18 protein-coding genes are annotated in these 22,631 nt (G+C 61.3%); 9 read left to right on the top strand and 9 right to left on the bottom strand.

What is annotated here, in order from left to right; genetic code table 11:
• Positions 1 to 24 precede the first annotated feature (24 nt).
• Complete coding sequence (locus tag AC1D2N_RS23000; protein WP_130652381.1) at positions 25 to 831, top strand: DUF72 domain-containing protein; 807 nt, start codon at positions 25 to 27, stop codon at positions 829 to 831.
• Positions 832 to 940: 109 nt separating this feature from the next.
• Here the strand turns inward: AC1D2N_RS23000 and AC1D2N_RS23005 are convergent, their stop codons facing one another.
• Positions 941 to 1,960, bottom strand: coding sequence for a DUF808 domain-containing protein (locus AC1D2N_RS23005; protein WP_018242009.1), 1,020 nt, complete (start codon positions 1,958 to 1,960; stop codon positions 941 to 943).
• Between the two features lie 476 nt (positions 1,961 to 2,436).
• Positions 2,437 to 3,909: a bifunctional ADP-dependent NAD(P)H-hydrate dehydratase/NAD(P)H-hydrate epimerase gene (locus AC1D2N_RS23010; protein ID WP_018242008.1), complete on the bottom strand. Its 1,473-nt coding sequence runs from the start codon at positions 3,907 to 3,909 to the stop codon at positions 2,437 to 2,439.
• Between the two features lie 343 nt (positions 3,910 to 4,252).
• Between AC1D2N_RS23010 and AC1D2N_RS23015 the strand changes: the two genes are divergently transcribed.
• From AC1D2N_RS23015 to hspQ, 3 genes are all read left to right on the top strand, one after another.
• The gene (locus AC1D2N_RS23015; RefSeq protein WP_003579240.1) at positions 4,253 to 4,591 is read left to right on the top strand and encodes a P-II family nitrogen regulator; all 339 of its coding nucleotides are present in this window, start codon (positions 4,253 to 4,255) and stop codon (positions 4,589 to 4,591) included.
• 78 nt (positions 4,592 to 4,669) lie between these two features.
• Positions 4,670 to 6,079: a type I glutamate--ammonia ligase gene (glnA, locus tag AC1D2N_RS23020; RefSeq protein WP_011651961.1), complete on the top strand. Its 1,410-nt coding sequence runs from the start codon at positions 4,670 to 4,672 to the stop codon at positions 6,077 to 6,079.
• A 159-nt stretch (positions 6,080 to 6,238) separates the two neighbouring features.
• Positions 6,239 to 6,568 (top strand): heat shock protein HspQ, encoded by a 330-nt coding sequence (hspQ, locus tag AC1D2N_RS23025; protein WP_018242006.1) that lies wholly within the window; start codon positions 6,239 to 6,241, stop codon positions 6,566 to 6,568.
• 113 nt (positions 6,569 to 6,681) lie between these two features.
• Here the strand turns inward: hspQ and AC1D2N_RS23030 are convergent, their stop codons facing one another.
• Complete coding sequence (locus AC1D2N_RS23030; protein WP_017994059.1) at positions 6,682 to 7,344, bottom strand: invasion associated locus B family protein; 663 nt, start codon at positions 7,342 to 7,344, stop codon at positions 6,682 to 6,684.
• A gap of 284 nt (positions 7,345 to 7,628) precedes the next feature.
• On the opposite strand from AC1D2N_RS23030, the gene AC1D2N_RS23035 reads away from it, so the two are divergent.
• The 4 genes from AC1D2N_RS23035 (at position 7,629) to AC1D2N_RS23050 (ending at position 11,542) form a co-directional block, all read left to right on the top strand.
• A complete protein-coding gene (locus tag AC1D2N_RS23035; RefSeq protein ID WP_130652380.1) occupies positions 7,629 to 9,431 on the top strand; it encodes an extracellular solute-binding protein in 1,803 nt (600 codons plus the stop codon).
• A 66-nt stretch (positions 9,432 to 9,497) separates the two neighbouring features.
• Entirely contained in the window at positions 9,498 to 10,169 is a 672-nt protein-coding gene (locus AC1D2N_RS23040; protein ID WP_018242004.1) for a DsbA family oxidoreductase, read from the top strand.
• Between the two features lie 11 nt (positions 10,170 to 10,180).
• The gene (locus AC1D2N_RS23045) at positions 10,181 to 10,492 is read left to right on the top strand and encodes a GrpB family protein (RefSeq protein WP_130652379.1); all 312 of its coding nucleotides are present in this window, start codon (positions 10,181 to 10,183) and stop codon (positions 10,490 to 10,492) included.
• Between the two features lie 99 nt (positions 10,493 to 10,591).
• A complete protein-coding gene (locus AC1D2N_RS23050; protein ID WP_130652378.1) occupies positions 10,592 to 11,542 on the top strand; it encodes a phosphatase PAP2 family protein in 951 nt (316 codons plus the stop codon).
• Between the two features lie 204 nt (positions 11,543 to 11,746).
• Here the strand turns inward: AC1D2N_RS23050 and AC1D2N_RS23055 are convergent, their stop codons facing one another.
• The 3 genes from AC1D2N_RS23055 to AC1D2N_RS23065 form a co-directional block, all read right to left on the bottom strand.
• Positions 11,747 to 12,214, bottom strand: a complete 468-nt coding sequence (locus AC1D2N_RS23055) for an OsmC family protein (RefSeq protein ID WP_130652377.1) — start codon at positions 12,212 to 12,214, stop codon at positions 11,747 to 11,749.
• An 88-nt stretch (positions 12,215 to 12,302) separates the two neighbouring features.
• Positions 12,303 to 15,806: a transcription-repair coupling factor gene (gene mfd / locus AC1D2N_RS23060; RefSeq protein ID WP_130652376.1), complete on the bottom strand. Its 3,504-nt coding sequence runs from the start codon at positions 15,804 to 15,806 to the stop codon at positions 12,303 to 12,305.
• Positions 15,803 to 16,108, bottom strand: a complete 306-nt coding sequence (locus tag AC1D2N_RS23065; RefSeq protein ID WP_018242001.1) for an FAD assembly factor SdhE — start codon at positions 16,106 to 16,108, stop codon at positions 15,803 to 15,805. Before AC1D2N_RS23065 ends, mfd begins: the two co-directional genes overlap by 4 nt.
• 92 nt (positions 16,109 to 16,200) lie before the next feature.
• Between AC1D2N_RS23065 and recG the strand changes: the two genes are divergently transcribed.
• Entirely contained in the window at positions 16,201 to 18,306 is a 2,106-nt protein-coding gene (gene recG, locus AC1D2N_RS23070; protein ID WP_130652375.1) for an ATP-dependent DNA helicase RecG, read from the top strand.
• 81 nt (positions 18,307 to 18,387) lie between these two features.
• Here recG and AC1D2N_RS23075 read toward each other — a convergent pair whose 3' ends face one another.
• The 3 genes from AC1D2N_RS23075 to glmU all read right to left on the bottom strand — a co-directional run bounded on the left by AC1D2N_RS23075 (position 18,388) and on the right by glmU (position 22,528).
• Complete coding sequence (locus tag AC1D2N_RS23075; RefSeq protein ID WP_027684729.1) at positions 18,388 to 19,095, bottom strand: DUF502 domain-containing protein; 708 nt, start codon at positions 19,093 to 19,095, stop codon at positions 18,388 to 18,390.
• A 135-nt stretch (positions 19,096 to 19,230) separates the two neighbouring features.
• Complete coding sequence (glmS, locus tag AC1D2N_RS23080; protein ID WP_130652374.1) at positions 19,231 to 21,057, bottom strand: glutamine--fructose-6-phosphate transaminase (isomerizing); 1,827 nt, start codon at positions 21,055 to 21,057, stop codon at positions 19,231 to 19,233.
• Between the two features lie 109 nt (positions 21,058 to 21,166).
• A complete protein-coding gene (glmU, locus tag AC1D2N_RS23085; protein WP_130652373.1) occupies positions 21,167 to 22,528 on the bottom strand; it encodes a bifunctional UDP-N-acetylglucosamine diphosphorylase/glucosamine-1-phosphate N-acetyltransferase GlmU in 1,362 nt (453 codons plus the stop codon).
• Positions 22,529 to 22,631: the final 103 nt, after the last annotated feature.

Raw genomic sequence — 22,631 nt, forward strand, 5'->3', positions numbered from 1 at the left:
GCGGCTGCGAATGGGGAGGACAACATGACGAAATCCGGCACTATCCGCACCGGCATCGGCGGCTGGACCTTCGAGCCCTGGCGCGGGCATTTCTTTCCCGATGACCTGAAACAGAAGGACGAGCTGAATTACGCCAGCCGCCAGCTGAAGGTCATCGAGGTCAACGGCACCTATTACAGCACGCAAAAGCCTGCGGTCTTTGCCAAATGGGCGGCGGACGTGCCCGACGGGTTCATCTTTTCGCTGAAGGCGACACGTTTCGTCACCAATCGGCGGGTGCTTGCCGAAGCCGGTGAATCGATGGAGCGATTTCTGTCATCGGGCATCAGCGAACTCGGCGATCATCTCGGGCCGCTGCTCTGGCAGTTCGCGCCGACGAAGAGGTTCGATGCAGACGATTTCGAAGCCTTCCTGAAGCTGCTGCCGGCAAAACAGGACGGGCTGACGCTCCGCCACGTGGTCGAGGTACGGCACGATTCCTTCAAGGTGTCGGAGTTCGTGGCGCTGCTTTCGAAATACGGCGTGGCGCCGGTTTGCGCCGAACATTTCGAATATCCGATGATCGCCGACGTGACCGCCGATTTCGTCTATGCGCGGCTGCAGAAGGGCTCGGACGATATTGCGACCTGCTATCCGGAAAAGGACATGAAGGCCTGGGCAGACCGGCTCAAGACCTGGGCCGAGGGCAAGGTTCCTGATGACCTGCCGCTGATCGATGGCGATCGCAAAGTGAAGACCGAGCCGCGCGACGTCTTCGCCTTCATGATCCATGAGGGCAAGGTCAATGCGCCGCATGGGGCAATCGCCCTGCAGCAGGCGCTAGCGAAATAGGCGAGGCTGGATAGTCACAACAGGGATCGTGACATTGTGGGTATCACATCGTCGGTCACGCATTCCATGAGGCTGGATATGACGCCTTGCTCGTCGACGGACTCTGGCTTTATTTTTTCCCGTCCGCCAGCGCCTCTTTTCGCCGGCGCGGCAGGAGCGATTTGAGGTACCGCCATATCGGCGAGACGGCGTAGCCTGTGACCGGAATTGCGATCAAGCCGACGACGATACCGACGATGCCCGCGCCTGCGGCCTCGACGATCCAGCGCAGCACTGATGCCAGAACGGGAACTGCATGCGCCGTCGCCTCGCCGGCATCATGGATCAGATGCGCAAGTCCGCTGATGCCATAGGCTTCGAGGCCATGAACGATGATGCCGCCGCCGACCCAGATCATGGCCGCCGTTCCGACGATGCCGAGCACTTTCAGAAAATAAGGCATGCCCGTGACAAGCCCCTTCCCGATCGAACGCAAGAAGGCGCCCATTGGAGATGCCGTCTGCAGACGCGCCAGCATCAGACCCAGATCATCGGCCTTCACGATAAGCGCCACGCCGCCATAGACCATGATCGTGATCCCCAGTCCAACGACGGCAAGGATGAGGGCCTGCGTGAACATGCTGCCTGACGGCACCGCAGCGAGCGTAATCGCCATGATTTCGGCCGACAGGATGAAATCCGTCTTGATTGCGCCGGCAACCTTCTCGTCTTCTAGCGATTTGGCATCGAGGCTTGTCGTCTCGAGTGCCGATTCATGGGCATGGGCTGCATGCGGCATCACCAGTTCGTAGACTTTTTCCACACCCTCGTAGCAGAGATAAAGCCCGCCGATCATCAGCAGCGGCGTGATCGCCTGCGGTGCGACAAGGCTCAGGATCAGTGCTGCCGGAAGCAGGATCAGAAGCTTGTTCTTCAGCGAGCCGAGCGTGATCTTGCCGATGATCGGCAATTCGCGTGCTGCCGAAAATCCGGTGACGTAGCGGGGTGTGACTGCCGCATCATCAATGACGACACCAGCCGCTTTCGCGCCTGCCTTGGCAGCCTGGCCGGCAATATCGTCGAGCGACGCCGCAGCCACCTTGGCCAATGCCGCGATATCATCAAGAAGGGCGATCAGGCCAATACTCATTCGAGCCTCCGTCGAAGACAGACTTACGCAGTAAAAAACGGAAAGCCCGTCAACGAGAGGTGGAATCCTCCGCCGGGAAGATGCCACGCAAGGAGCGCGACGACAATGGCCGTTATTCAGCCGACATAGGGCTCAACCCGCCCTCGTCCAACGAAGGACGGACCTGCCCATTCCCGTTTCTGCGAAATCCGCGACAGAACACCCTGGCAGCATTTGCAATTGTAAAACAACCCAGCCTGCGCCCGGCCACACAGGTCGGGTGACGATGCGGATTGCTTCCGCGTTCGAGGTGCCGGAAGCCCGCAGCGCGCAGATCCGCCAGATGGCCGGATCCGCGGCGTCCGCGCTCCTAATCCTGGCCCATGCGGAGGCGCACGCGCATCGGCCCGAAAATCGGAATCGATTGCCGGAAAGCACGATGCGAGGATTAAAAGAGTTAGAGCGTCCTTTGCGCGTCCGAAAGGACGCACGGTGCTCTAAAGCGGCAATACACGGGCTGCAAGCTCCTCCGCCGTCAGCCCCTTGCCGGCGCGTTGACCTGCCTCGCCATGCAGCCAGACGCCGGCAGCCGCTGCCTCGAAGGCCGGCAGGCCCTGGGCGAGCAATCCGCCGATGATGCCGGCAAGCACGTCGCCGGAACCGGCGGTGGCAAGCCAGACGGGAGCGTTGGTATTGATGAGCGCCCGTCCATCAGGCGCGGCGATGACGGTATCGGCGCCTTTGTAAATTATCGCAGCATTGGCGCGGCGGGCGGCGGCCAAGGCCTTGTCCACCTTGCCGAGCCCCTCGTCGCCGCCGATATCGGGAAAGAGCCGCGCGAATTCGCCTTCGTGCGGCGTCAGCACCAGACGCGGCTCACCCCGGAAAAGATCAAACAGCTGTTGCGGATCGTCCTTGAACGAGGAGATGCCGTCGGCATCGAGCACCAGATGGCGATCGGCAAGGGCCGAGACGAAGCCGCGCGCCCTGGCGCCGATGCCGAAACCGGGGCCGAGGACGAAGGTTTGCAGCCGCTTGTCGGAGAGCCAGTCGCCGAGGTCGGCCTCGTCGTCGATGGCATGCAGCATGACGGCGGTCAGATGTGCGGCATTGGCGGCCATGGCCGCGCGGGGGGCGGCGATCGTCACCAGGCCGGCGCCGGCCTTCAGGCCCGAGATTGCCGACATGCGCGCGGCACCCGTCTTGTCGGCCGCGCCTGAGAAGACGACCAGATGACCGCGCTTGTATTTGTGGGTTTCCAGCTGCTCGGCCGGCAGCGCACGCTTCCAGGCGTCCGGCGTGTTCTCGGCGATGACACCGCCCGCCTCAGCGCGGATGATGCGGGCGGGAATGCCGATATCGAAGACCTCCAATTCACCGCAAAGCTCCCTGCCCGGCATCAGGAGATGGCCGGGCTTGCGGGTCATGAAGGTGATGGTATTACAGGCCCGGAAGGCAGCCCCCAGCACCTTGCCGGTGCGGCCGTCGAGGCCGGAGGGCAGATCGATGGCCAGCACGGGAATAGCGGTCTCGGTGACGCGGCCGATCAGCGCGCGCACATCGGCCGGCACCTCGCGGCCAAGCCCCGCCCCGAACAGGCCATCGATGACGACGTCGCCGGTTTCGGGCCGATAGAGGTCGAGGTTTTGCCCCTGGAGCACGCAACCGGCTTGGGCACGGGCGGCATCGCCCTTCAGCCTGGAGGGATCGCCGAGGTGGAAGAGCGCCACCCTCGCCCCGCTCTCATGCAGATGACGTGCTGCGACATAGGCGTCGCCGCCATTGTTGCCGGGTCCGCAGAGTACGACGAAGCGCAACGCTCCGGGATGAAGGCGCAGAGCAGCGGCCGCGACCGCGGCGCCTGCCCTCTCCATCAGGCCGAAGGAGTCGATGCCGGATGCGGCAGCGGCCGCATCGACGGCGGCCATTTCGGCAGGCGTGAGAAGAAGGTCGGACAGATGTTTGATCATCACCCTATTCAATCAAAAAACGCCTAAAAAACAACCGCCTGAAACACCAAAGAGAAGGACGCAATTTAAGCATTTGCCTATATTTTCATCTCCTCGAGATGTGTATTCGCAGTTGCGAAAATACCTGACTTTTTCCGTTTCGGATGTGATTTTGATCGGAGACAATGTTTTTCCACCTATTCCGGCACCAAAACGACATGGAATTCCCCGCAAACGCGCCGGTTTTGGCAGAATCGACGACTTTTTTCGATAAGATGGATTTCAAACTGGCACGATATCTGCATCATATCCGGCGAGCGGGAAAATTCCTGCCATAACAAGAGAAGCGGAGAGACATTTTCTCATGAAAAAGATCGAAGCGATCATTAAGCCTTTCAAGCTGGACGAAGTGAAGGAAGCCCTTCAGGAAGTTGGCCTGCAGGGTATCACGGTCACGGAAGCCAAGGGTTTCGGCCGTCAGAAGGGCCACACGGAACTCTACCGCGGAGCTGAATACGTCGTCGATTTCCTGCCGAAGGTCAAAGTCGAGGTCGTACTGGCCGACGAGAACGCGGAGGCCGTCATCGATGCGATCCGCAAGGCGGCGCAGACCGGCCGCATCGGCGACGGAAAGATCTTCGTCTCCAATATCGAAGAAGTTATCCGCATCCGCACCGGCGAGACCGGCATTGATGCCATCTGACCACTTTGCCAATCGCGCAAAGTCCGTTACCGTCATCGCCGACCTAGACCGTCATCGCAAATCGGAGGAAACTCATTAATGGCGACCGCAAGCGAAATTCTGAAGCAGATCAAGGAGAACGACGTAAAGTTCGTCGATCTGCGTTTCACCGACCCGAAGGGCAAGCTGCAGCATGTGACGATGGACGTTGTCTGCGTCGATGAAGACATGTTCGCTGACGGCGTGATGTTCGATGGCTCCTCGATCGGCGGCTGGAAAGCCATCAACGAGTCCGACATGGTGCTGATGCCCGACACCGAAACGGTGCATATGGACCCGTTCTTCGCCCAGTCGACCATGGTCATCGTCTGCGACATCCTCGATCCGGTCTCCGGCGAGGCCTATAACCGCGATCCGCGCGGCACCGCCAAGAAGGCCGAAGCCTATCTCAAGGCATCCGGCATCGGCGATACGGTCTTCGTCGGCCCGGAAGCCGAATTCTTCGTCTTCGACGACGTCAAGTATAAGGCCGATCCTTATAACACCGGCTTCAAGCTCGATTCGACCGAACTGCCGTCGAATGACGACACCGATTACGAGACCGGCAACCTCGGCCATCGCCCGCGCGTCAAGGGCGGGTATTTCCCGGTTCCCCCTGTCGACAGCGCCCAGGACATGCGTTCGGAAATGCTGACGGTGCTCTCCGAGATGGGCGTCGTCGTCGAAAAGCATCACCATGAAGTCGCTGCCGCCCAGCACGAACTCGGCATCAAGTTCGATACGCTGGTGCGCAACGCCGACAAGATGCAGATCTACAAATATGTCGTGCACCAGGTAGCCAACGCCTATGGCAAGACGGCGACCTTCATGCCGAAGCCGATCTTCGGCGACAACGGCTCGGGCATGCATGTGCACCAGTCGATCTGGAAGGGCGGCAAGCCGACCTTTGCCGGCGACGAATATGCTGGCCTCTCCGAGAGCTGCCTGTTCTATATCGGCGGCATCATCAAGCATGCCAAGGCGATCAACGCCTTCACCAATCCGTCGACGAACTCCTACAAGCGTCTTGTCCCGGGTTACGAAGCACCTGTGCTGCTCGCCTATTCGGCCCGCAACCGTTCGGCCTCCTGCCGCATTCCGTTCGGCTCCAACCCGAAGGCCAAGCGCGTCGAAGTCCGCTTCCCGGATCCGACTGCCAACCCCTATCTCGCCTTCGCCGCCATGCTGATGGCCGGCCTCGACGGCATCAAGAACAAGATCCATCCCGGCAAGGCCATGGATAAGGATCTCTACGACCTGCCGCCGAAGGAATTGAAGAAGATCCCGACCGTCTGCGGCTCGTTGCGCGAAGCGCTCGAAAGCCTCGACAAGGACCGCAAGTTCCTGACAGCCGGCGGCGTCTTCGACGACGATCAGATCGATGCCTTCATCGAGCTGAAGATGGCCGAGGTGATGCGTTTCGAAATGACGCCGCATCCGGTCGAATACGACATGTATTATTCGGCCTGATCGGGCTCTGAACACAGAAAGTCCCGGCTCGCCGGGGCTTTCGCCTCCCAGGTCATGGACGCCACTAGGAGGATATGACGTTCATGTGACGAACTCGCGCAAAAATCTTGATTTGCGCGACACCAATCACCAAATTTGGTGATGAAAGGAAGTCGTACCATGAAAGAAAGAATAGCAAAGTTCAGTATTGGCGAAGTGGTTCGGCACAAGGTATTTCCGTTTCGCGGCGTCATCTTTGACGTTGATCCGGAGTTCGCGAATACGGAGGAGTGGTGGAATTCCATTCCGGCCGAGGTGCGCCCGAGCAGGGACCAGCCCTTCTATCACCTGCTCGCTGAAAATGACGAAAGCGAATATGTCGCCTACGTCTCCGAGCAGAACCTGATGAACGACGAAAGCGGCATGCCGCTTCGCAACCCACAGATCTACCAGATTTTCGATCAGGCCCCGTCAGGGCAGTTCAAACCCAAGATGAGCTTCGCCCACTAACTCAGTCGTGCCGATCGTTGAATCAAGGCCTCGCTTCTCCCGGCGAGGCCTTTTCTTTGCGCAACAAAAAACCCGGCGCAAAGCCGGGTTTCTGTTTAGTGATGGCGGCAGGATTACTGCGCCTTGGCTGCCTTCTGGGCGTCTTCCAGTTTCTTGCGGGCTTCCTCGGCCTTCTTCTGCATGCTGTCCTGCAGGCTGCGCTGGCTTTCGGCAAGCTTGGATTCGGAAACTGGTTCGCCGTCATACGCGCCAGTGAAGCCTTCAAGCGAAATCTTGATCGGGTTCGGAGCGCGGCGGAAGTTGATCGAGGTGAAGATCACGTCGCTGCCCTTCTTGAGGCTGGCGATCATCGCGTCGGTCAGCGGAATTTCGGCGGTGCACTTGTCTGGCAGGCAGACAGCGTAGTCGAGCTTCTGGCCCTTGCCGCCGTCGATCTGCATGATGACGCCGGGAGGAACGAGGCGTGCCGTGGGAACCGAGACCTGCAGGAGCTTGCGGTTGATCTTGCCGGAAACCGAGATCAGGCCGACGGCCGTAACGAGCTGGCCGCCATTGGCGAGGATCAGGTTCTGGACAACACAGATGTCGTTGTCTTCCTGCTTGCTGCAGGTCTTGTACCAGCCGAGCTTCGGCGCTCCTGCGGCCTGTGCCGGGGCATCGGCCGGAGCCTGCGCCGCCGCATCCTGTGCGAAGGAGGAGACCGGAGCCGAAGCGCCGAACACCACCGCCAGAACGGACAGTGCTGCCCGCATTTTCTTTTCAGACTTGAACATCATAACGAATTCCGTCTCCTGATATCCGTTCGGGGCAGCGTCTTGCCGCCCCAACCATCGGGTCGTTCGGCACTCCACCTCTTAAAAAAATAAGGCAAATGCATGACCCCGAAACTTCGGGTTCACCTGTTACATCGCAGCGTTCAAGATATCCAGCATTTCTTTGGCAATTTGAGGTGCATTTCGTCGCGATGCCAAAGAAATCGCCGCTCCGTGTTGGAATCGGTCGACCCCATGATAATCTCCGCGGTGAATCATGCCCGTTTTCACGGATCAAGGATTGCCGAATGCTCCGGATCGTCGTCCCCCTCGTCCTCTCGCTGCTGTGCGGCACCGTCGCCGCCGAGCCGCTGCATGGCATCGCGATGCATGGCGAGCCGGCTTTGCCGGCCGATTACAAACACTTCCCTTACGTCAATCCCGACGTGAAAAAGGGCGGCAAGATCACCTATGGCGTGGTCGGCACCTTCGACAGCCTCAATCCGTTCATCCTGAAGAGCATGCGCACGACGGCGCGCGGCATGTGGGATCCGGACTACGGCAATCTCGTCTACGAATCGCTGATGCAGCGCTCCAGGGACGAGCCCTTCACGCTCTACGGCCTGCTCGCCGAAACGGTCGAATGGGACGACGACCGGAGCTTCATTCAATTCGACCTCAATCCGAAGGCGAAATGGGCCGATGGCCAGCCGGTGACGCCCGAGGATGTGATGTTCACCTTCGAGCTGATGCGCGACAAGGGCCGCGTGCCCTTCGCCAACCGCCTCAACGTCGTCGCCAAGATGGAAAAGGTCGGCGAGCGCAGTGTGCGTTTCACCTTCAACGACAAGGCCGACCGGGAGACGCCATTGATCTTCGGTCTCTTCCCGGTGCTGCCGAAACATGCGATCGACCCCGAAACCTTCGACCGTTCGTCGCTGACGCCGCCGGTCGGCTCCGGTCCCTACAAGGTGAAGACGGTGAAGCCCGGCGAGAGCATCACCTATGAGCGCGATCCGAACTACTGGGGCAAGGACATTCCCGCCAAGGTCGGCACCGACAATTACGACCAGATCACCGTCCAGTATTTCCTGCAGGATACGACGCTGTTCGAGGCCTTCAAGAAGGGCGATGTCGACATCTATCCCGACGGCAATCCCGGTCATTGGGCCAATGCCTATAATTTCCCCGCCGTCACCTCGGGGGCTGTGGTCAAGGACGTGTTCACGCCGAAACTGCCGAGCGGCATGCTCGGCTTCGTGTTCAACACGCGCCGACCGATCTTTGCCGATCCCAAGGTGCGCGAAGGCCTGTCGCTGGTGTTCGATTTCGAATGGGCCAACAAGAACCTCTATTCCGGCGCCTACAAACGCACCCAGAGCTTCTGGCAGAATTCCGAGCTGTCAAGTTTCGGGGTTCCCGCCAATGCGGCCGAGCTTGCCCTGCTCGGGCCGATCAAGGACAAAATTGCGCCGGAGATTCTCGACGGCACCTACAAGCTGCCGGTCACCGACGGCTCCGGCCGCGACCGTAATGTGCTGAAACAGGCCGTCGAGCAACTGAAACAGGGCGGCTACACGATCCAGGGCGGCAAGATGCTCGATGCCTCCGGCCGCCAGCTCGCCTTCGAGATCATGACGCAGAATGCTGACCAGGAGAAGCTCGCTGTCGCCTATCAGCGTTCGCTGCAGACGATCGGCATCGCCGCTTCGATTCGCACGGTCGACGATTCGCAGTATCAGAGCCGGACGAACAGCTTCGACTTCGATATGATCATGAAGTCCTACACGTCCTCGCTATCGCCTGGAAACGAACAGCTCGGCCGCTGGTCTTCGGCCGCGAAGACCCGCGAGGGCAGCGACAGCTTCGCCGGCGCTGCGGATCCCGATCTCGATGCGTTGATCGATCACCTGCTCCGGGCGCGCTCGGCCGAGGATTTCACCGCGGCGGTGCGCTCCTACGACCGGCTGCTGCTGTCCAGCCATTACGTGCTGCCGCTCTATCATATGGGGCAGCAATGGGTGGCGCGCAGCAAACGCATCGGCCATCCCGATACGGTGCCGCTCTACGGCTACCAACTGCCGCTCTGGTGGGATACGAGCGCCCAATAAGAAGCAGCCGGACCGCTCCGGCTTGAATGTCTCCCTTGGGAGATGCACAGAATAAGGAAAATCATCATGGAGCGTATCACCATCGACGTCGTCTCGGATGTCGTCTGCCCCTGGTGCTATCTCGGCAAGGCGCGGCTGGAGCTCGCCATCGCCGAGGTGCAAGACCAAATCGGCGTCGACATCAACTGGCGGCCGTACCGGCTCAATCCCGACTATCCCAAGGAAGGCGTCGACCAGAAGAAGGCGCTGGCTGAGAAGCTCGGCGGCGAGGAGCGCGTGGCGCAGGCGCACAAGATGCTTTCCGATTACGGCCGCGAAGTCGGCATTGCCTTCGATTTCGAGGCGATCAAGATCGGCCCGAACACGCTCGATGCGCATCGGCTGATCCACTGGGCGATGATCGAAGGCCGCGAGAAGCAGGACAAGGTCGTTGCCGCACTGTTCAAGGCGAATTTCGAGGAAGGCCGCAATGTCGGCGACCATGCGGTGCTGCTCGATATCGCCGAAAAGGCCGGCCTCAACCGTTCGGTCATCGCCTCGCTGCTTGCTTCCGAGGCCGATCGCGATCTGATCGTCGCCGAGATCAAGGCAGCGCAGGAGATGGGCGTCAACGGCGTGCCATTCTTCATCTTCGACCAGCAATATGCCGTCAGCGGTGCACAGACGCCTGACGTCCTGGCGAACGCGTTGCGCGATATCGCCAAGGCGAAAGCCGAGGCACGATCAGGCCTCAACTGACGTCGACGGCCATGCGGATCGAGATCGAACAGCCGCGACAAAGCTGGGTCGAAGATTTCGCGATATTCAAGCGCGCCATTATGCAAGCGGCGCCTGCCGGAGCCTATCTGCCCCACATTGGCTCGACCGCTGTTCCCGGTCTGCCCGCCAAGGATATCATTGATATTCAGCTGACGGCCGACGATCTGGCCGAGATCGATAACGGCGCATTCGAACGCGCCGGTTTCGAGCGCAGGCCCATTGTGACCACTAGGACACCCGCTTTTCCTGCATTTGACGGACGATACGTCCCCGCCCGCCATTGCGTCGCTTGCTACCTCTAAACCACCGAAAAGCACCGCATTCGGCCCCGACGACCATCAAATGCACGAAAACTTAACCTCTGGTAGATACCACTTAGGGATGCATTAGGAGATGATCCCTTGTCCGAAACATCCAGAGCGCGAGGCTTTTTAATAGGTCTTACCGGATGTGCCTACGCCATCGTCCCAATACTCGCCTGGATTGTTGGTCTATCGGTGGATCTAAGAGGCTTCACCCAGTTAGTCGCGGCCGCGCTGGTTTTCCTCCTGGTCCTCGGGCCTCTTTGCCATTGGCGCAGAATCCCGTCGCTGAAATGCATCGTTGAATGCACAGGCATGGGTCTATTGTTAACGGCGCCACTTGTGGTGTCCACCTACGTTGCTTTTGCCCTGAATCTGCCTCTGCAGGATCAACAGCTTCTCCAATTGGATCGCCGTCTCGGCATCGACTGGTTGAGCTTGATTGCTTTTTTTGACACAAATCCCCTGCTCGCGAAGTCACTGACGCTTGCTTATCAAACATTTCACCATCAGCTTTTATTTCTTCCAATGGTGCTAAGCCTGTATGGTCAACGCGCTCGCGCATATCAGGTCGTCGGGACATACGGCTTTATTTGCGTCATCGCGAGTATCATCACCATTTGGTATCCTGCGCTCGGAACCTATACTGATTTTGCCGTCAATCCCCATGATCTCAAAAACATCAATGGCATGCTTGGCGTGGAATACGTCCCGCAAATCCTAGCTGTCAGGGATGACCCACACTTTATCCTGCAATTACAGCATGCAAGCGGCATCATCTCGTTCCCGTCGGTCCACGCGGCGGTGGCTGTATTGTGCAGTTGGGGCGCGTGGACAATAAGATGGATTCGATTTCCGATGATCTTCTTAAACACGCTGATGCTGCTGTCCGCCATCACCGAAGGCGGCCACTATGTCGTCGATTTGGTTGCAGGAATTGGCGTTGCGGCCTTCAGCATAGCCTTGGTGTTATATGTTTCCCGTAGCGGCAGCGTTCAATTTTATCACGATCAATTCCAAGGAAAACGCATAGTGGATTTTGTGCCTTAGCATCGGGCTATTAACCGTACACAAATCCCGCTCTCTTTAGGAAGTTTGGACTTCGATGGTTTCATCCCAGAATGATGACTAGTCCCTTAGCTCGAAGCGGGTGCCGTCATTCAGCTGGCGCATAATCAGGGGACGATTCGATGAGCAGCGCATTCCAACTTCGCTATAGAGCGAAGTTGCAGGAATGCCTGCCTAGCGCCTGCCTCAGCCCAGAACCGGAACGCAGCGCACCTCGGTCTTCACCGAATTAGCGATGAAACATTCGCCGTGGGCGCGATGGTGCAGACTTTCCAACTCGCTGAGCGAGGGCTGCTTTTCGCCGCTGAAGACGACATGCGGACGGAGGGTCACGACGGTCATGGCAAGACGGCCTTCGGCATTTTTCTCCATGATGCCCTCGGCAGCATCGGTATAGCTGTCGACGCAAAAGCGCTGTTTGGCGGCGATCGACAGGAACCAGAGCATGTGGCAGCTGGAGAGCGAGGCGACGAAAGCCTCCTCCGGATCGACGGCATCCTCGGCCGAATAGGGCAGCGGAACGACATGCGAGGACGAGGATGCCTTCACCTCGATACCGCCGTCGAAGGTCCAGCGGTGGGCACGGCTGTAGCGGTTATCGGTGAAGGCTTCGCCGTTCCGCTGCCAGGCGATCGTTGCGCCGTATGTTCCCATCTCTATCTCCTTTTTCCATGCAATTCCCCGGCAAAATCGCTTCGCGCTTTACCCAGCAAAACCGCGGGACAGTTTTGCTGGAATTGCTCTATTTCGCCAGTTCCGCCAGTTGCGTCATGATAACAGCTGCGCCCTGCAGGCGTTTTTCCGGCGTCGGCAGGTCGCGGGTCAAGAACAGGCTGTGATCGGGGCGGATCTTCGCCATCGTGCCCTGCTTGCCGATATAACCGACGAGGTTTGCCGGGTTGGGGAATTCCTTGTTGCGGAACTGCACGACGACGCCCTTCGGGCCGGCATCGAGCTTTTCGACATTGGCGGTGCGGCAGAGCGATTTGATGTAGACGATCTTCAGCAGATGCTGGACTTCGATCGGCATCGGGCCGAATCGGTCGATCATCTCGGCGCCGAAGCCATCGATCTCCTTGAGCTCGGTGATTTCGCCGAGACGGCGATAGAGCGCCATGCGCAGGTGCAGGTCGGGCACGTAGCCTTCCGGGATCATTACCGTCGTGCCGACCGAGATCTGCGGCGACCAGCCGGTGTCGTGGATCTCGTCGACCCCCTTGACCTCGGCAACCGCCTCTTCCAGCATCTGCTGGTAGAGCTCGAAACCGACCTCCTTGATATGGCCGGACTGCTCCTCGCCGAGCAGGTTGCCGGCGCCGCGGATATCGAGGTCGTGGCTCGCCAGTTGGAAACCGGCGCCGAGCGTATCTAGCGACTGCAGCACCTTGAGGCGCCGTTCGGCGGTGGCCGTCAGCACCTTGTTGACCGGCAGGGTGAAGAGCGCGAAGGCGCGCACCTTCGAGCGGCCGACGCGGCCGCGCAGCTGATAGAGCTGGGCAAGGCCGAACATGTCGGCGCGGTGGACGATCAGCGTATTGGCCGTGGGGACATCGAGACCGGATTCGACGATGGTGGTGGACAACAGCACGTCGTAGCGGCCTTCATAAAAGGCGTTCATGATGTCTTCGAGTTCGCCGGCCGGCATCTGGCCATGGGCGATGGCGACCTTCAGCTCCGGCACATCCGATTGCAGGAAGGCATGCACGTCCTCGAGGTCGGCAAGCCTCGGGCAGACATAAAAGCTTTGGCCGCCGCGATAATGCTCGCGCATCAGCGTCTCGCGGATGACCAGGCTGTCGAAGGGCGAGATGAAGGTGCGCACCGCCATGCGGTCGACCGGCGGCGTGGTGATCAGCGACAGTTCGCGCACGCCGGTCATGGCAAGCTGCAGCGTGCGCGGGATCGGCGTTGCCGACAGCGTCAGCACATGCACGTCGCTCTTCAGCTCCTTCAGTCGCTCCTTGTGCTTGACGCCGAAATGCTGCTCCTCGTCGATGACGAGGAGGCCGAGATTGGCGAATTTGATGCCGGCGCCGAGCAGCGCATGGGTGCCGACGACGATATCGGTCTTCCCCTCAGCCACCTCCTTCTTCGTCAACGCCAGCTCCTTGGCGCCGACGAGGCGCGAGGCCTGCTGGATGCGCACCGGCAGACCGCGGAAACGCTCGGAAAAGGTCTTGAAATGCTGGCGGGAAAGCAGCGTCGTCGGCACGACGACGGCGACCTGGGCGCCGTTCATCGCCGCGACGAAGGCGGCGCGCAGCGCCACTTCGGTCTTGCCGAAACCGACGTCGCCGCAGACCAGACGGTCCATCGGCCGGCCGGCGCCGAGATCGGAGCGCACCGCCTCGATGGCGTTATCCTGGTCCTCGGTCTCGTCATAGGGGAAGCGGGCGGCGAATTCGTCGTAAAGGCCTTCAGGCGTCGTCAGCATCGGCGCATGGCGCGTCAGGCGCTCGGCGGCGATGCGGATCAGCGCATCGGCCATGTCGAGCAGGCGCTTCTTGAGCTTGGCCTTGCGCATCTGCCAGGCGCCGCCGCCGAGCTTGTCGAGCTGGGCTTCGGTGCCCTCGCCGCCATAGCGCGAGAGAAGATCGATGTTTTCGACCGGCAGGAAAAGCTTGGCCTCGTCGGCATATTGCAGTTCGAGACAGGCATGCGGAGCACCAGCAGCCTCGATCGTCCTCAGCCCTATAAAGCGGCCGATGCCGTGTTCGGCGTGGACGACGATCGAGCCTTCGTCGAGGCCCGCGACTTCCGAGATGAAATCGGCTGCGCGCTTGCGGCGTTTGGAGCGGCGCACCATCCGGTCGCCGAGGATGTCCTGCTCGCCGATGACGACGAGGTCGCCGGCCTCGAAGCCGGCTTCGAGACTGAGCACGGCAGCAGCAGCCTCGCCTTTCGCCAGAGACCCGACATCCTTCAGCGCCTCGATCGGCTTGACCTTCTCCAGGCCGTGCTCGTTCAGCACCTGCAGCAGGCGCTCCAGCGAACCTTCGGTCCAGGCGGTGACCAGCACTTTGGCGCCGGCAGCGCGGCGGTCGGCAATATGCTTGACGACGACGTCGAAGATGTTGATGCGTTCGGCATCGCCGCCGCCTTCGGCGTTCGAACGCGCCCAGCGCTGGCCCTGGCGGGCGTCGACATTGACGACCCGCCGCGCCTCACCCTCATGCTCGTTGAAGGGGCTGATACGGATCGCGCCAAGCGCGTCGAGGGTTTTGACGAAAAGCTTGCTGTCGAGATAGAGCTGGCCTGGCGTCACCGGTTTGTAGGGCGTGCCCTGCGTCATCTGGCCCTTGGTCGGCTGGCCGGAATTCAGGCGGGCGTCGTAATAATCGAAAACGAGCTTGGAGCGCTCTTCTGCTGCCTCACGCACCGTATGGTCGATGACGATACGGAAACCGCTGAGATAATCGAAGACGGTATCGAGGTTCTCGTAGAAAAGCGGCAGCCAATGCTCCATGCCGGGGTAACGGCGGCCTTCGGAGACGGCGAGATAAAGCGCGTCGTCGCGTGTGGTCGCGCCGAAAGCGGAGAGGTAATTCTTGCGGAAGCGGCTGATCGTATCCGGCGTCAGCGTCACTTCGCTCATCGGGTTGAGATCGAGGGATCGCACCTGCCCTGTCGTGCGCTGGCTGGCCGGATCGAAGCTGCGGATGCTTTCCAGCGTGTCGCCGAAGAAATCGAGGCGGACCGGCTCTTCCGAACCCGGCACGAAGACGTCGAGAATGCCGCCGCGCACGGCATATTCGCCGACCTCGCGAACGGTCGCGACGCGCTCGAAGCCGTTGCGCTCCAGGCGACCGGCGAGATCGTCCATGCGCAGCTGATTGCCGGGGCGGGCCGAAAAGGTCAGGCTTTCGATGACATCCTGCGGCGCCACCTTCTGCAGCATGGCATTGGCAGTGACGAGCACGATCGCCGCGTGCGGCTTCTTGCGATGGGCGATAAGGCCGCCGAGTGCGGCAAGCCGGCGGGCCGAGGTGTCGGCACTCGGCGAGACGCGGTCATAGGGCAGACAGTCCCAGGCCGGCAGGGTGAGAACCGGAATGTCGGGGGCGACAAAGCCCAGCATCTGTTCGAGATCGGCCATGCGGTGGCCGTCGGACATGACATAGGCGACCGGCTCTCCCGTTCGGGCGAGCTCGGCGAGCAGCAGCGTCTCCAGACCTGCCGGCACATTGCCGATCGTCAGCGGCTCGGCAATGGCCGCAAGCTTCTTCGCATCGAAACCAGGGATCATTCCGGCGTCCTGAGGGGCTTGTCGAAATCGGGCTTGTAGGCGGCGATGCGGGCAAACATCGGTGTCTGGAAACGCTCAGGCACCGGCCATGTTCCCATGATCCAGCGGACGAGATCATTGTCCTCTTCCGCCATGATCGTCTCGAACTCGTCGAGTTCGGCTTCCGACAGATTCGCGACCTCGGCTTCGGCGAACTGGCCGAAGACCAGATCCATCTCGCGGATGCCGCGATGCCAGCAGCGGAAAAGGATTCTGCGGCGGCGCGGGTCGAGACCGGCACTCGTGAGCGTGACACCTGTCATGGCATTACCTTCCTGTTGATGCGCCTCTATAGACCCTGGAAAGCGGCTTGTCAGCCTTGCCAAGGCCGCATTGTTCATCGCATTTTGGCCGCATGCGCCCCGCCATTCTCGATCCTCTGTTTTCCCCCATTTCGGGCCTTCCGGGCGTCGGCCCGAAGATCGCCGACCTGTTGGTCAAGCTGCTCGGGCGCGAGACGCTGGAGGATTGCCGGGTCATCGACCTGCTCTTCCACGCGCCTTTCTCGCTGATCGACAGACGCAATCAGCCGGGGATCGCGCGCGCGCCGCAGGGCGCAATCGTGACGATCACGGCGCGCGTCGACCGCCACCAGGTGCCGCCGCGCGGCAAAAGCAACATTCCCTATCGCGTCTTCCTGCATGACGAGACCGGCGAGCTGACGCTGGTCTTCTTCCGCGGACAGGCGGCGTGGTTGGAAAAGCAGCTGCCGATCGACGCAGAAGTGACGGTTAGCGGCAAGATCGACTGGTTCAACGGCCGCGCCTCGATGGTGCATCCCGATTATATCGTCAGAGCGGACGAGACGGAGAGCCTGCCGCTGGTCGAGCCGATCTATCCGCTGACGGCGGGGCTCTCGCCGAAGACGCTGCGCAAGATCATCGACGCCGGCCTGCCGCGCTTTCCCGAGCTGCCGGAATGGATCGACCTGGCGTTGACTGAGAAACAGGGCCTGCCGTCGATCCGCGACAGTTTCCACATGCTGCACGAGCCGCGCGACCCTACCGATATCGACCCGCAGGCTCCTGCCCGGCGGCGGCTTGCCTATGACGAGTTCCTCGCCGGACAGCTGTCACTCAGCCTGGTGCGGCAGAGGCTGCGCAAGGTAGCGGGCCAGCCGGTGCATGCGACCGGCACCATCAGCGGCAAGATCCTGAAGACCTTGCCCTTCTCGCTCACATCAAGCCAGAACGAGGCGATCGCCGAGGTTTTGAAGGATATGGCCGGCAACGAGCGCATGCTGCGGCTGCTGCAGGGCGATGTCGGTTCCGGCAAGACGCTGGTGGCGCTGATGGCTATGGCGGCGGTGATCGAGAGCGGCGGCCAGGCCGTGCTGATGGCGCCGACCGAAATCCTAGCGCGGCAGCACCACGCGACGATCTCGAAATTCGCGGCCGCCGCCGGACTCAGCATCGAGGTGCTGACCGGGCGCACCAAGGGACGCGAGCGGGAGGAAATCCTGGAGCGCATCGCCTCGGGTGCTGCCCAGATCATCATCGGCACGCATGCGCTGTTCCAGGACAGCGTCGCCTACGCCAATCTGATGCTTGCCGTCGTCGACGAGCAGCACCGTTTCGGCGTGCATCAGCGCCTGCGGCTGACCGCCAAGGGCCTCTCGCCGCATATGCTTGTCATGACGGCGACGCCGATCCCGCGCACGCTGGTTCTCGCCGCCTTCGGCGATATGGACGTCTCCAAACTCACCGAAAAACCGGCCGGCCGCAAACCGATCCAGACGATCACCGTGCCGATGGAACGGACCGGCGAAATCGTCGGCCGACTGCAAAGCGCGATTGCCGAGGGCAAGAAGGCCTACTGGATCTGCCCGCTGGTCGAGGAGTCCGAGGAGCTCGACCTGATGTCGGCCGAGGAACGGCACGCGACGCTGGTCTCGGCACTCGGCCCGGATGTCGGCCTCATCCATGGCCGCATGAGCGGACCGGAGAAGGACGCGGCGATGATGGCGTTCAAGAACGGCGAGACCCGGCTGCTCGTCGCCACCACCGTCGTCGAGGTCGGTGTCGACGTGCCGGATGCGACGATCATGGTGATCGAACATGCCGAACGCTTCGGCCTGGCGCAATTGCATCAGCTGCGCGGCCGCGTCGGGCGCGGCGACGAGGCCTCGACCTGCATCCTGCTCTACAAGGGACCACTCGGCGAGACCGGCCATGCCAGGCTTTCGATCATGCGGGAGACGGAAGACGGTTTCCGCATCGCCGAGGAGGACCTGAAGCTGCGCGGTGAAGGCGAATTGCTCGGCACGAGGCAATCGGGCACGCCGGGTTTCCGCATCGCCAGTCTCGAGGCGCATGCCGACCTGTTGGAGATCGCCCGCAAGGATGCCGCCTACCTCATCGAGCGCGATCCGGAGCTGACCACCGAGAGAGGAACGGCGATCCGCACCCTGCTCTATCTTTTCCGCCGCGACGAGGCGATCCGTTTTCTCAGGGCTGGATAAAGCGCGCTGCGGAGCGCTTTAAGTCTCTGTTCTATGCATGTCGTTAACCCAAAACCGCTGAATACTTTTGGGCGACATGCATCAATCCGCTTTGGAAACCGCAACCGGCTTCGGCCGCGGCAAATGCTTCTGCTTGGGATCGGCCGGCTTGTGTTCGGGCGCCACAAGCCCGCCTGAAATCAGGAACTTGGCGGCGTCTTCCGGCGACATATCGAGCATGACGATCTTCTCGCGCGGCACGAAGATGAGGAAGCCGGCTGTCGGCACCGGCGTCGGCGGCAGGAAGACGGCGACCATGTCCTGGCCCATGGCATTGAACTTCGAAGCGATTTCGCCCTTGGCGTCGGTGGCGATGAAGATCAGTGCCCAGAGGCCGGGACCCGGATATTCGATGAGGCCGACCTTCTTGAAGGAGTTCGCCTGTTCCTTCAGCACTGTTTCGAAAATCTGCTTCACGCTTCTGTAGATCGTGCGCACCAGCGGCATGCGTTGAACGATCGATTCGCCGAACCGGACGATGCTCTGGCCGATGAGGTTCTTGCCGAGGAAGCCGACGACGGTGATCAGGATAACGGCGGTCAGCAGACCGAAACCGGGAATGGCGAAATTGAGATAGCTTTCCGGATTCCAGCGCGCCGGAATATAGGGCCGGACCCAGCTGTCCGACCAATGGATGAAGGTCCAGGTCAGCCAGATGGTGATCGCGATCGGCGCGCAGATGATCAGCCCTGCGAGAAAATTATTCCTCAGCCGGGTCGCGACCGGCATTCTGGGGGTGTTGTCGGTCATCGTTTCCTGATGATCTCCATCTCAGTCGTGGACAGGCCGGTACGCCGGCCCTTCCCCCTTGTCCGTAGACCAAAACTGCCAGAATTCGGGGCGCCGCACAATATGTTTCGGCGCGACGGTCCCGGCCCTACAGGCTTATTCCACGGTCACGGATTTCGCCAGGTTGCGCGGCTGGTCGACATCGGTGCCCATGAAGACGGCAGTGTGATAGGCGAGCAACTGGATCGGCAGCGAGAAGATCATCGGCGCGATAATTTCGTCGACCACAGGCAGGGTGATCGTCGCCATGGTCGGCAGTTTCGAGGCGGCCGCGCCGGCCTCGTCGGTGATGAAGATGATGCGGCCGCCGCGGGCTGCGACCTCCTGCATGTTCGAGACGGTCTTTTCGAAGAAGCGGTCGTAAGGAGCGATGACGATGACAGGCATGTTCTCGTCGATCAGCGCGATCGGGCCGTGCTTCAATTCGCCGGCGGCATAACCTTCGGCATGGATATAGGAGATTTCCTTGAGCTTCAGCGCGCCTTCCATGGCGAGCGGGAAGCTGGTGCCGCGGCCGAGATAGAGCACGTCCTTGCACTTCGACAGCTCGCGCGACAGGCTTTCCATCTGCGGCTGGATAAGGTTTAGCACCCGGCTCATGATGCGCGGCATTTCGGCGAGATGGCGCACCAGCGCCCTCTCCTCGTCGGCACTCACCGTGCCGCGCGCCTTGCCGGCGCCGATCGCCAGCGCTGCCAGCACGGCAAGCTGGCAGGTGAAGGCCTTGGTCGAGGCAACGCCGATCTCGGGGCCGGCCATGATCGGGAAGACGGCGTCGGATTCGCGCGCGATCGTCGATTCGCGGACATTGACGACCGCGCCGATCTTCAACCCGTTATCGCGGCAATAGCGCAGCGATGCTAGCGTATCGGCGGTCTCACCGGACTGCGAAATGAACAGCGCTGCCTGCGACGGCGAAAGCGGCATTTCGCGGTAGCGAAACTCGGAGGCGACGTCGATCTCAACAGGCAGGCGGGCATAACGCTCGAACCAGTATTTGCCGACGAGGCCTGCGAGATAGGCGGTGCCGCAGGCCGAGATCGCAAGTCCGGTTGACGCCTTGAAGTCGATCGCGGCGGCATTGGCGCCGATTGTGTTCTCGGCGAAATCGACATAGTGGCTGAGCGCGTGGGAGATGACCTCCGGCTGCTCGTAGATTTCCTTTTCCATGAAATGGCGGTGGTTGCCCTTGTCGACGACATAGGCGGTCGCCTGCGAGATCTGGCGGGCGCGCTTGACCGGCTTGCCGGCGAAATCGAGCACCGCGACACCGTCGCGGGTGAGAACGGCGAAATCGCCGTCGACGAGATAGGTGATCTCGTTGGTGAAGGGCGAGAGCGCAATCGCGTCCGAGCCGAGGAACATCTCGCCGCGGCCATAGCCGACGGCAAGCGGCGGTCCGGAACGGGCAGCCATGATCGTGCCGGGATGGGCCTTGAGCATAACAGCCAGCGCATAGGCTCCGGTCACCCGGTTCAGCATCTTCAGCATGGCGTCGCGCGGATCGAGGCCCTCACGCAGGTATTTCGCCAGCAGATGGGCGACCACCTCGGTGTCGGTCTGGGTCTGGAAGACCGAACCCTCCTCGGTCAGTTCGTCGCGAAGCTCGGAGAAATTCTCGATGATGCCGTTATGGACGACGGCGACACCTTCGACGAAATGCGGATGGGCATTGGTCTCGTTGGGAACGCCGTGGGTCGCCCAGCGCGTGTGGGCGATGCCGACGATGCCGGGCAGCGGTTCGCTGTCGAGGCGCTTTTCCAGATTGAACAGCTTGCCCTCGGCGCGGCGGCGATCCATCACGCCGTCATGAATGGTGGCGACACCGGCGGAATCGTAACCACGATATTCGAGACGCTTCAGCGCATCGACCAGGCGCCCGGCAACAGGCGCAGTTCCGACGATCCCCACAATGCCGCACATATAGTATCCCCATGAAGGCTTCGATGACGAGGCCAGTCCTAACGATTCCTGCTTATTTCTCAATCACCTCGGCGGTCACTTTGAATTTCCGCCGGTTACGCAAGGCCGGTCAGGCTTTCGCCTTCTTCGCCGCCTTGATGGCGAGCGCGCGTTCGCGCAGCAGCGTCGCGCGGCCGGGCTTGATCTCTTGCCGGGCGCGGCCGAGCGCCAGCGCGTCGGCCGGCACATTGACGGTGATGACACTGCCGGAGCCGATATAGGCGCCGTCGCCGATCGTCACCGGCGCGACCAGCGAGGAATTGGAACCGATGAAGGCGTTTTCGCCGATCACCGTCTCGCTCTTGTTGACGCCGTCATAGTTGCAGGTGATCGTGCCGGCGCCAATATTGCTGCCGGCGCCGATGACGGCATCGCCGATGTAAGTCAGGTGGTTGACCTTGGCGCCCTCGCCCAGCCGGCCGTTCTTGACCTCGCAGAAATTGCCGACCTTCGCGCCGTTGGCGAGATCGGCACCCGGCCGCAGCCGGGCGAAGGGGCCGACGGTCGCACCCTGGCTGACATGGGCGCCTTCGATATGCGAGAAAGCATGAATGACGGCGCCGCTGTCGATCACCGCGCCGGGACCGAAGACGACGTTCGGCTCGATCAGCGCATCCTGGCCGATGACGGTATCATAGGACAGAAAAACCGTTTCCGGCGCGATCATGGTGACGCCGGCCAGCATCATCTCGTGGCGGCGGCGCTCCTGCCAGAAACGCTCGATGACGGCGAGCTCGGCACGGGTGTTGCAGCCCGTCATCTCGATCTCGGGAGCGTCGACCGCGGTGACGCGTCCGCCGAGCGAACGGGCGATCTCGACGAGATCGGTCAGATAGAATTCACCCTTGGCATTGGCATTGCCGATGCGCGAGAGAAGATCGAGCGCCTTTCTGCCGTTGATCGCCATCAGCCCGCTGTTGCACCAGGTGACGGTGCGCTCGGCATCGGTCGCGTCCTTCTCCTCGCGGATGGCGATGAGTTCGCCGTCCTTGACGAGCAGGCGGCCGTAGCCGGTCGGGCGGTCGGTGTGGAAGCCGATGACGACGACATCGCTGCCATCGGCAAGGCCCTGGCGGGCGGCTTTGAGCGGCCCGTCGGTCTGGAGCGGCACGTCGCCATAGGTGACGAGGATATCGTCGTAACCCTTGGCGATCGCTTCGCGCGCCGCCAGCACCGCGTGGCCGGTGCCGAGGCGTTCCTTCTGCAGATAGGATTCGATGCCGACGCCGTCGATGCTTGCGGCCTTCGCCACGTCCTCGGCGTCACGGCCGACGACAAGGGCGACGGACGAGATGCCGGCGGAGGCGACCGCCTCGACCACATGGGCGATCATCGGCCGTCCGGCGACCGGATGCAGCACCTTCGATTTCGAGGATTTCATCCGCGTGCTGTCACCGGCGGCAAGGATGACGGCAAGACAAGTGCGTTCCATGATTTGCTCCGCGAATCCGCGCCATGAGGCGGCTTTATCGCCTCATACTGCAAAATTCCCTAAATCGGAATCGATTTAAGGATAAATTATGCAGCCATTCAAA

It is taken from the genome of Rhizobium sp. P1_B8, assembly GCF_056406515.1.

Bases quoted from the DNA above. Each gene is read 5' to 3' on its own strand.
- AC1D2N_RS23000 (WP_130652381.1), top strand. From the start codon at position 25: ATGACGAAATCCGGCACTATCCGCACCGGCATCGGCGGCTGGACCTTC.
- AC1D2N_RS23005 (WP_018242009.1), bottom strand. From the start codon at position 1,960: ATGAGTATTGGCCTGATCGCCCTTCTTGATGATATCGCGGCATTGGCC.
- AC1D2N_RS23010 (WP_018242008.1), bottom strand. From the start codon at position 3,909: ATGATCAAACATCTGTCCGACCTTCTTCTCACGCCTGCCGAAATGGCC.
- AC1D2N_RS23015 (WP_003579240.1), top strand. From the start codon at position 4,253: ATGAAAAAGATCGAAGCGATCATTAAGCCTTTCAAGCTGGACGAAGTG.
- glnA (WP_011651961.1), top strand. From the start codon at position 4,670: ATGGCGACCGCAAGCGAAATTCTGAAGCAGATCAAGGAGAACGACGTA.
- hspQ (WP_018242006.1), top strand. From the start codon at position 6,239: ATGAAAGAAAGAATAGCAAAGTTCAGTATTGGCGAAGTGGTTCGGCAC.
- AC1D2N_RS23030 (WP_017994059.1), bottom strand. From the start codon at position 7,344: ATGATGTTCAAGTCTGAAAAGAAAATGCGGGCAGCACTGTCCGTTCTG.
- AC1D2N_RS23035 (WP_130652380.1), top strand. From the start codon at position 7,629: ATGCTCCGGATCGTCGTCCCCCTCGTCCTCTCGCTGCTGTGCGGCACC.
- AC1D2N_RS23040 (WP_018242004.1), top strand. From the start codon at position 9,498: ATGGAGCGTATCACCATCGACGTCGTCTCGGATGTCGTCTGCCCCTGG.
- AC1D2N_RS23045 (WP_130652379.1), top strand. From the start codon at position 10,181: ATGCGGATCGAGATCGAACAGCCGCGACAAAGCTGGGTCGAAGATTTC.
- AC1D2N_RS23055 (WP_130652377.1), bottom strand. From the start codon at position 12,214: ATGGGAACATACGGCGCAACGATCGCCTGGCAGCGGAACGGCGAAGCC.
- mfd (WP_130652376.1), bottom strand. From the start codon at position 15,806: ATGATCCCTGGTTTCGATGCGAAGAAGCTTGCGGCCATTGCCGAGCCG.
- AC1D2N_RS23065 (WP_018242001.1), bottom strand. From the start codon at position 16,108: ATGACAGGTGTCACGCTCACGAGTGCCGGTCTCGACCCGCGCCGCCGC.
- recG (WP_130652375.1), top strand. From the start codon at position 16,201: ATGCGCCCCGCCATTCTCGATCCTCTGTTTTCCCCCATTTCGGGCCTT.
- AC1D2N_RS23075 (WP_027684729.1), bottom strand. From the start codon at position 19,095: ATGACCGACAACACCCCCAGAATGCCGGTCGCGACCCGGCTGAGGAAT.
- glmS (WP_130652374.1), bottom strand. From the start codon at position 21,057: ATGTGCGGCATTGTGGGGATCGTCGGAACTGCGCCTGTTGCCGGGCGC.
- glmU (WP_130652373.1), bottom strand. From the start codon at position 22,528: ATGGAACGCACTTGTCTTGCCGTCATCCTTGCCGCCGGTGACAGCACG.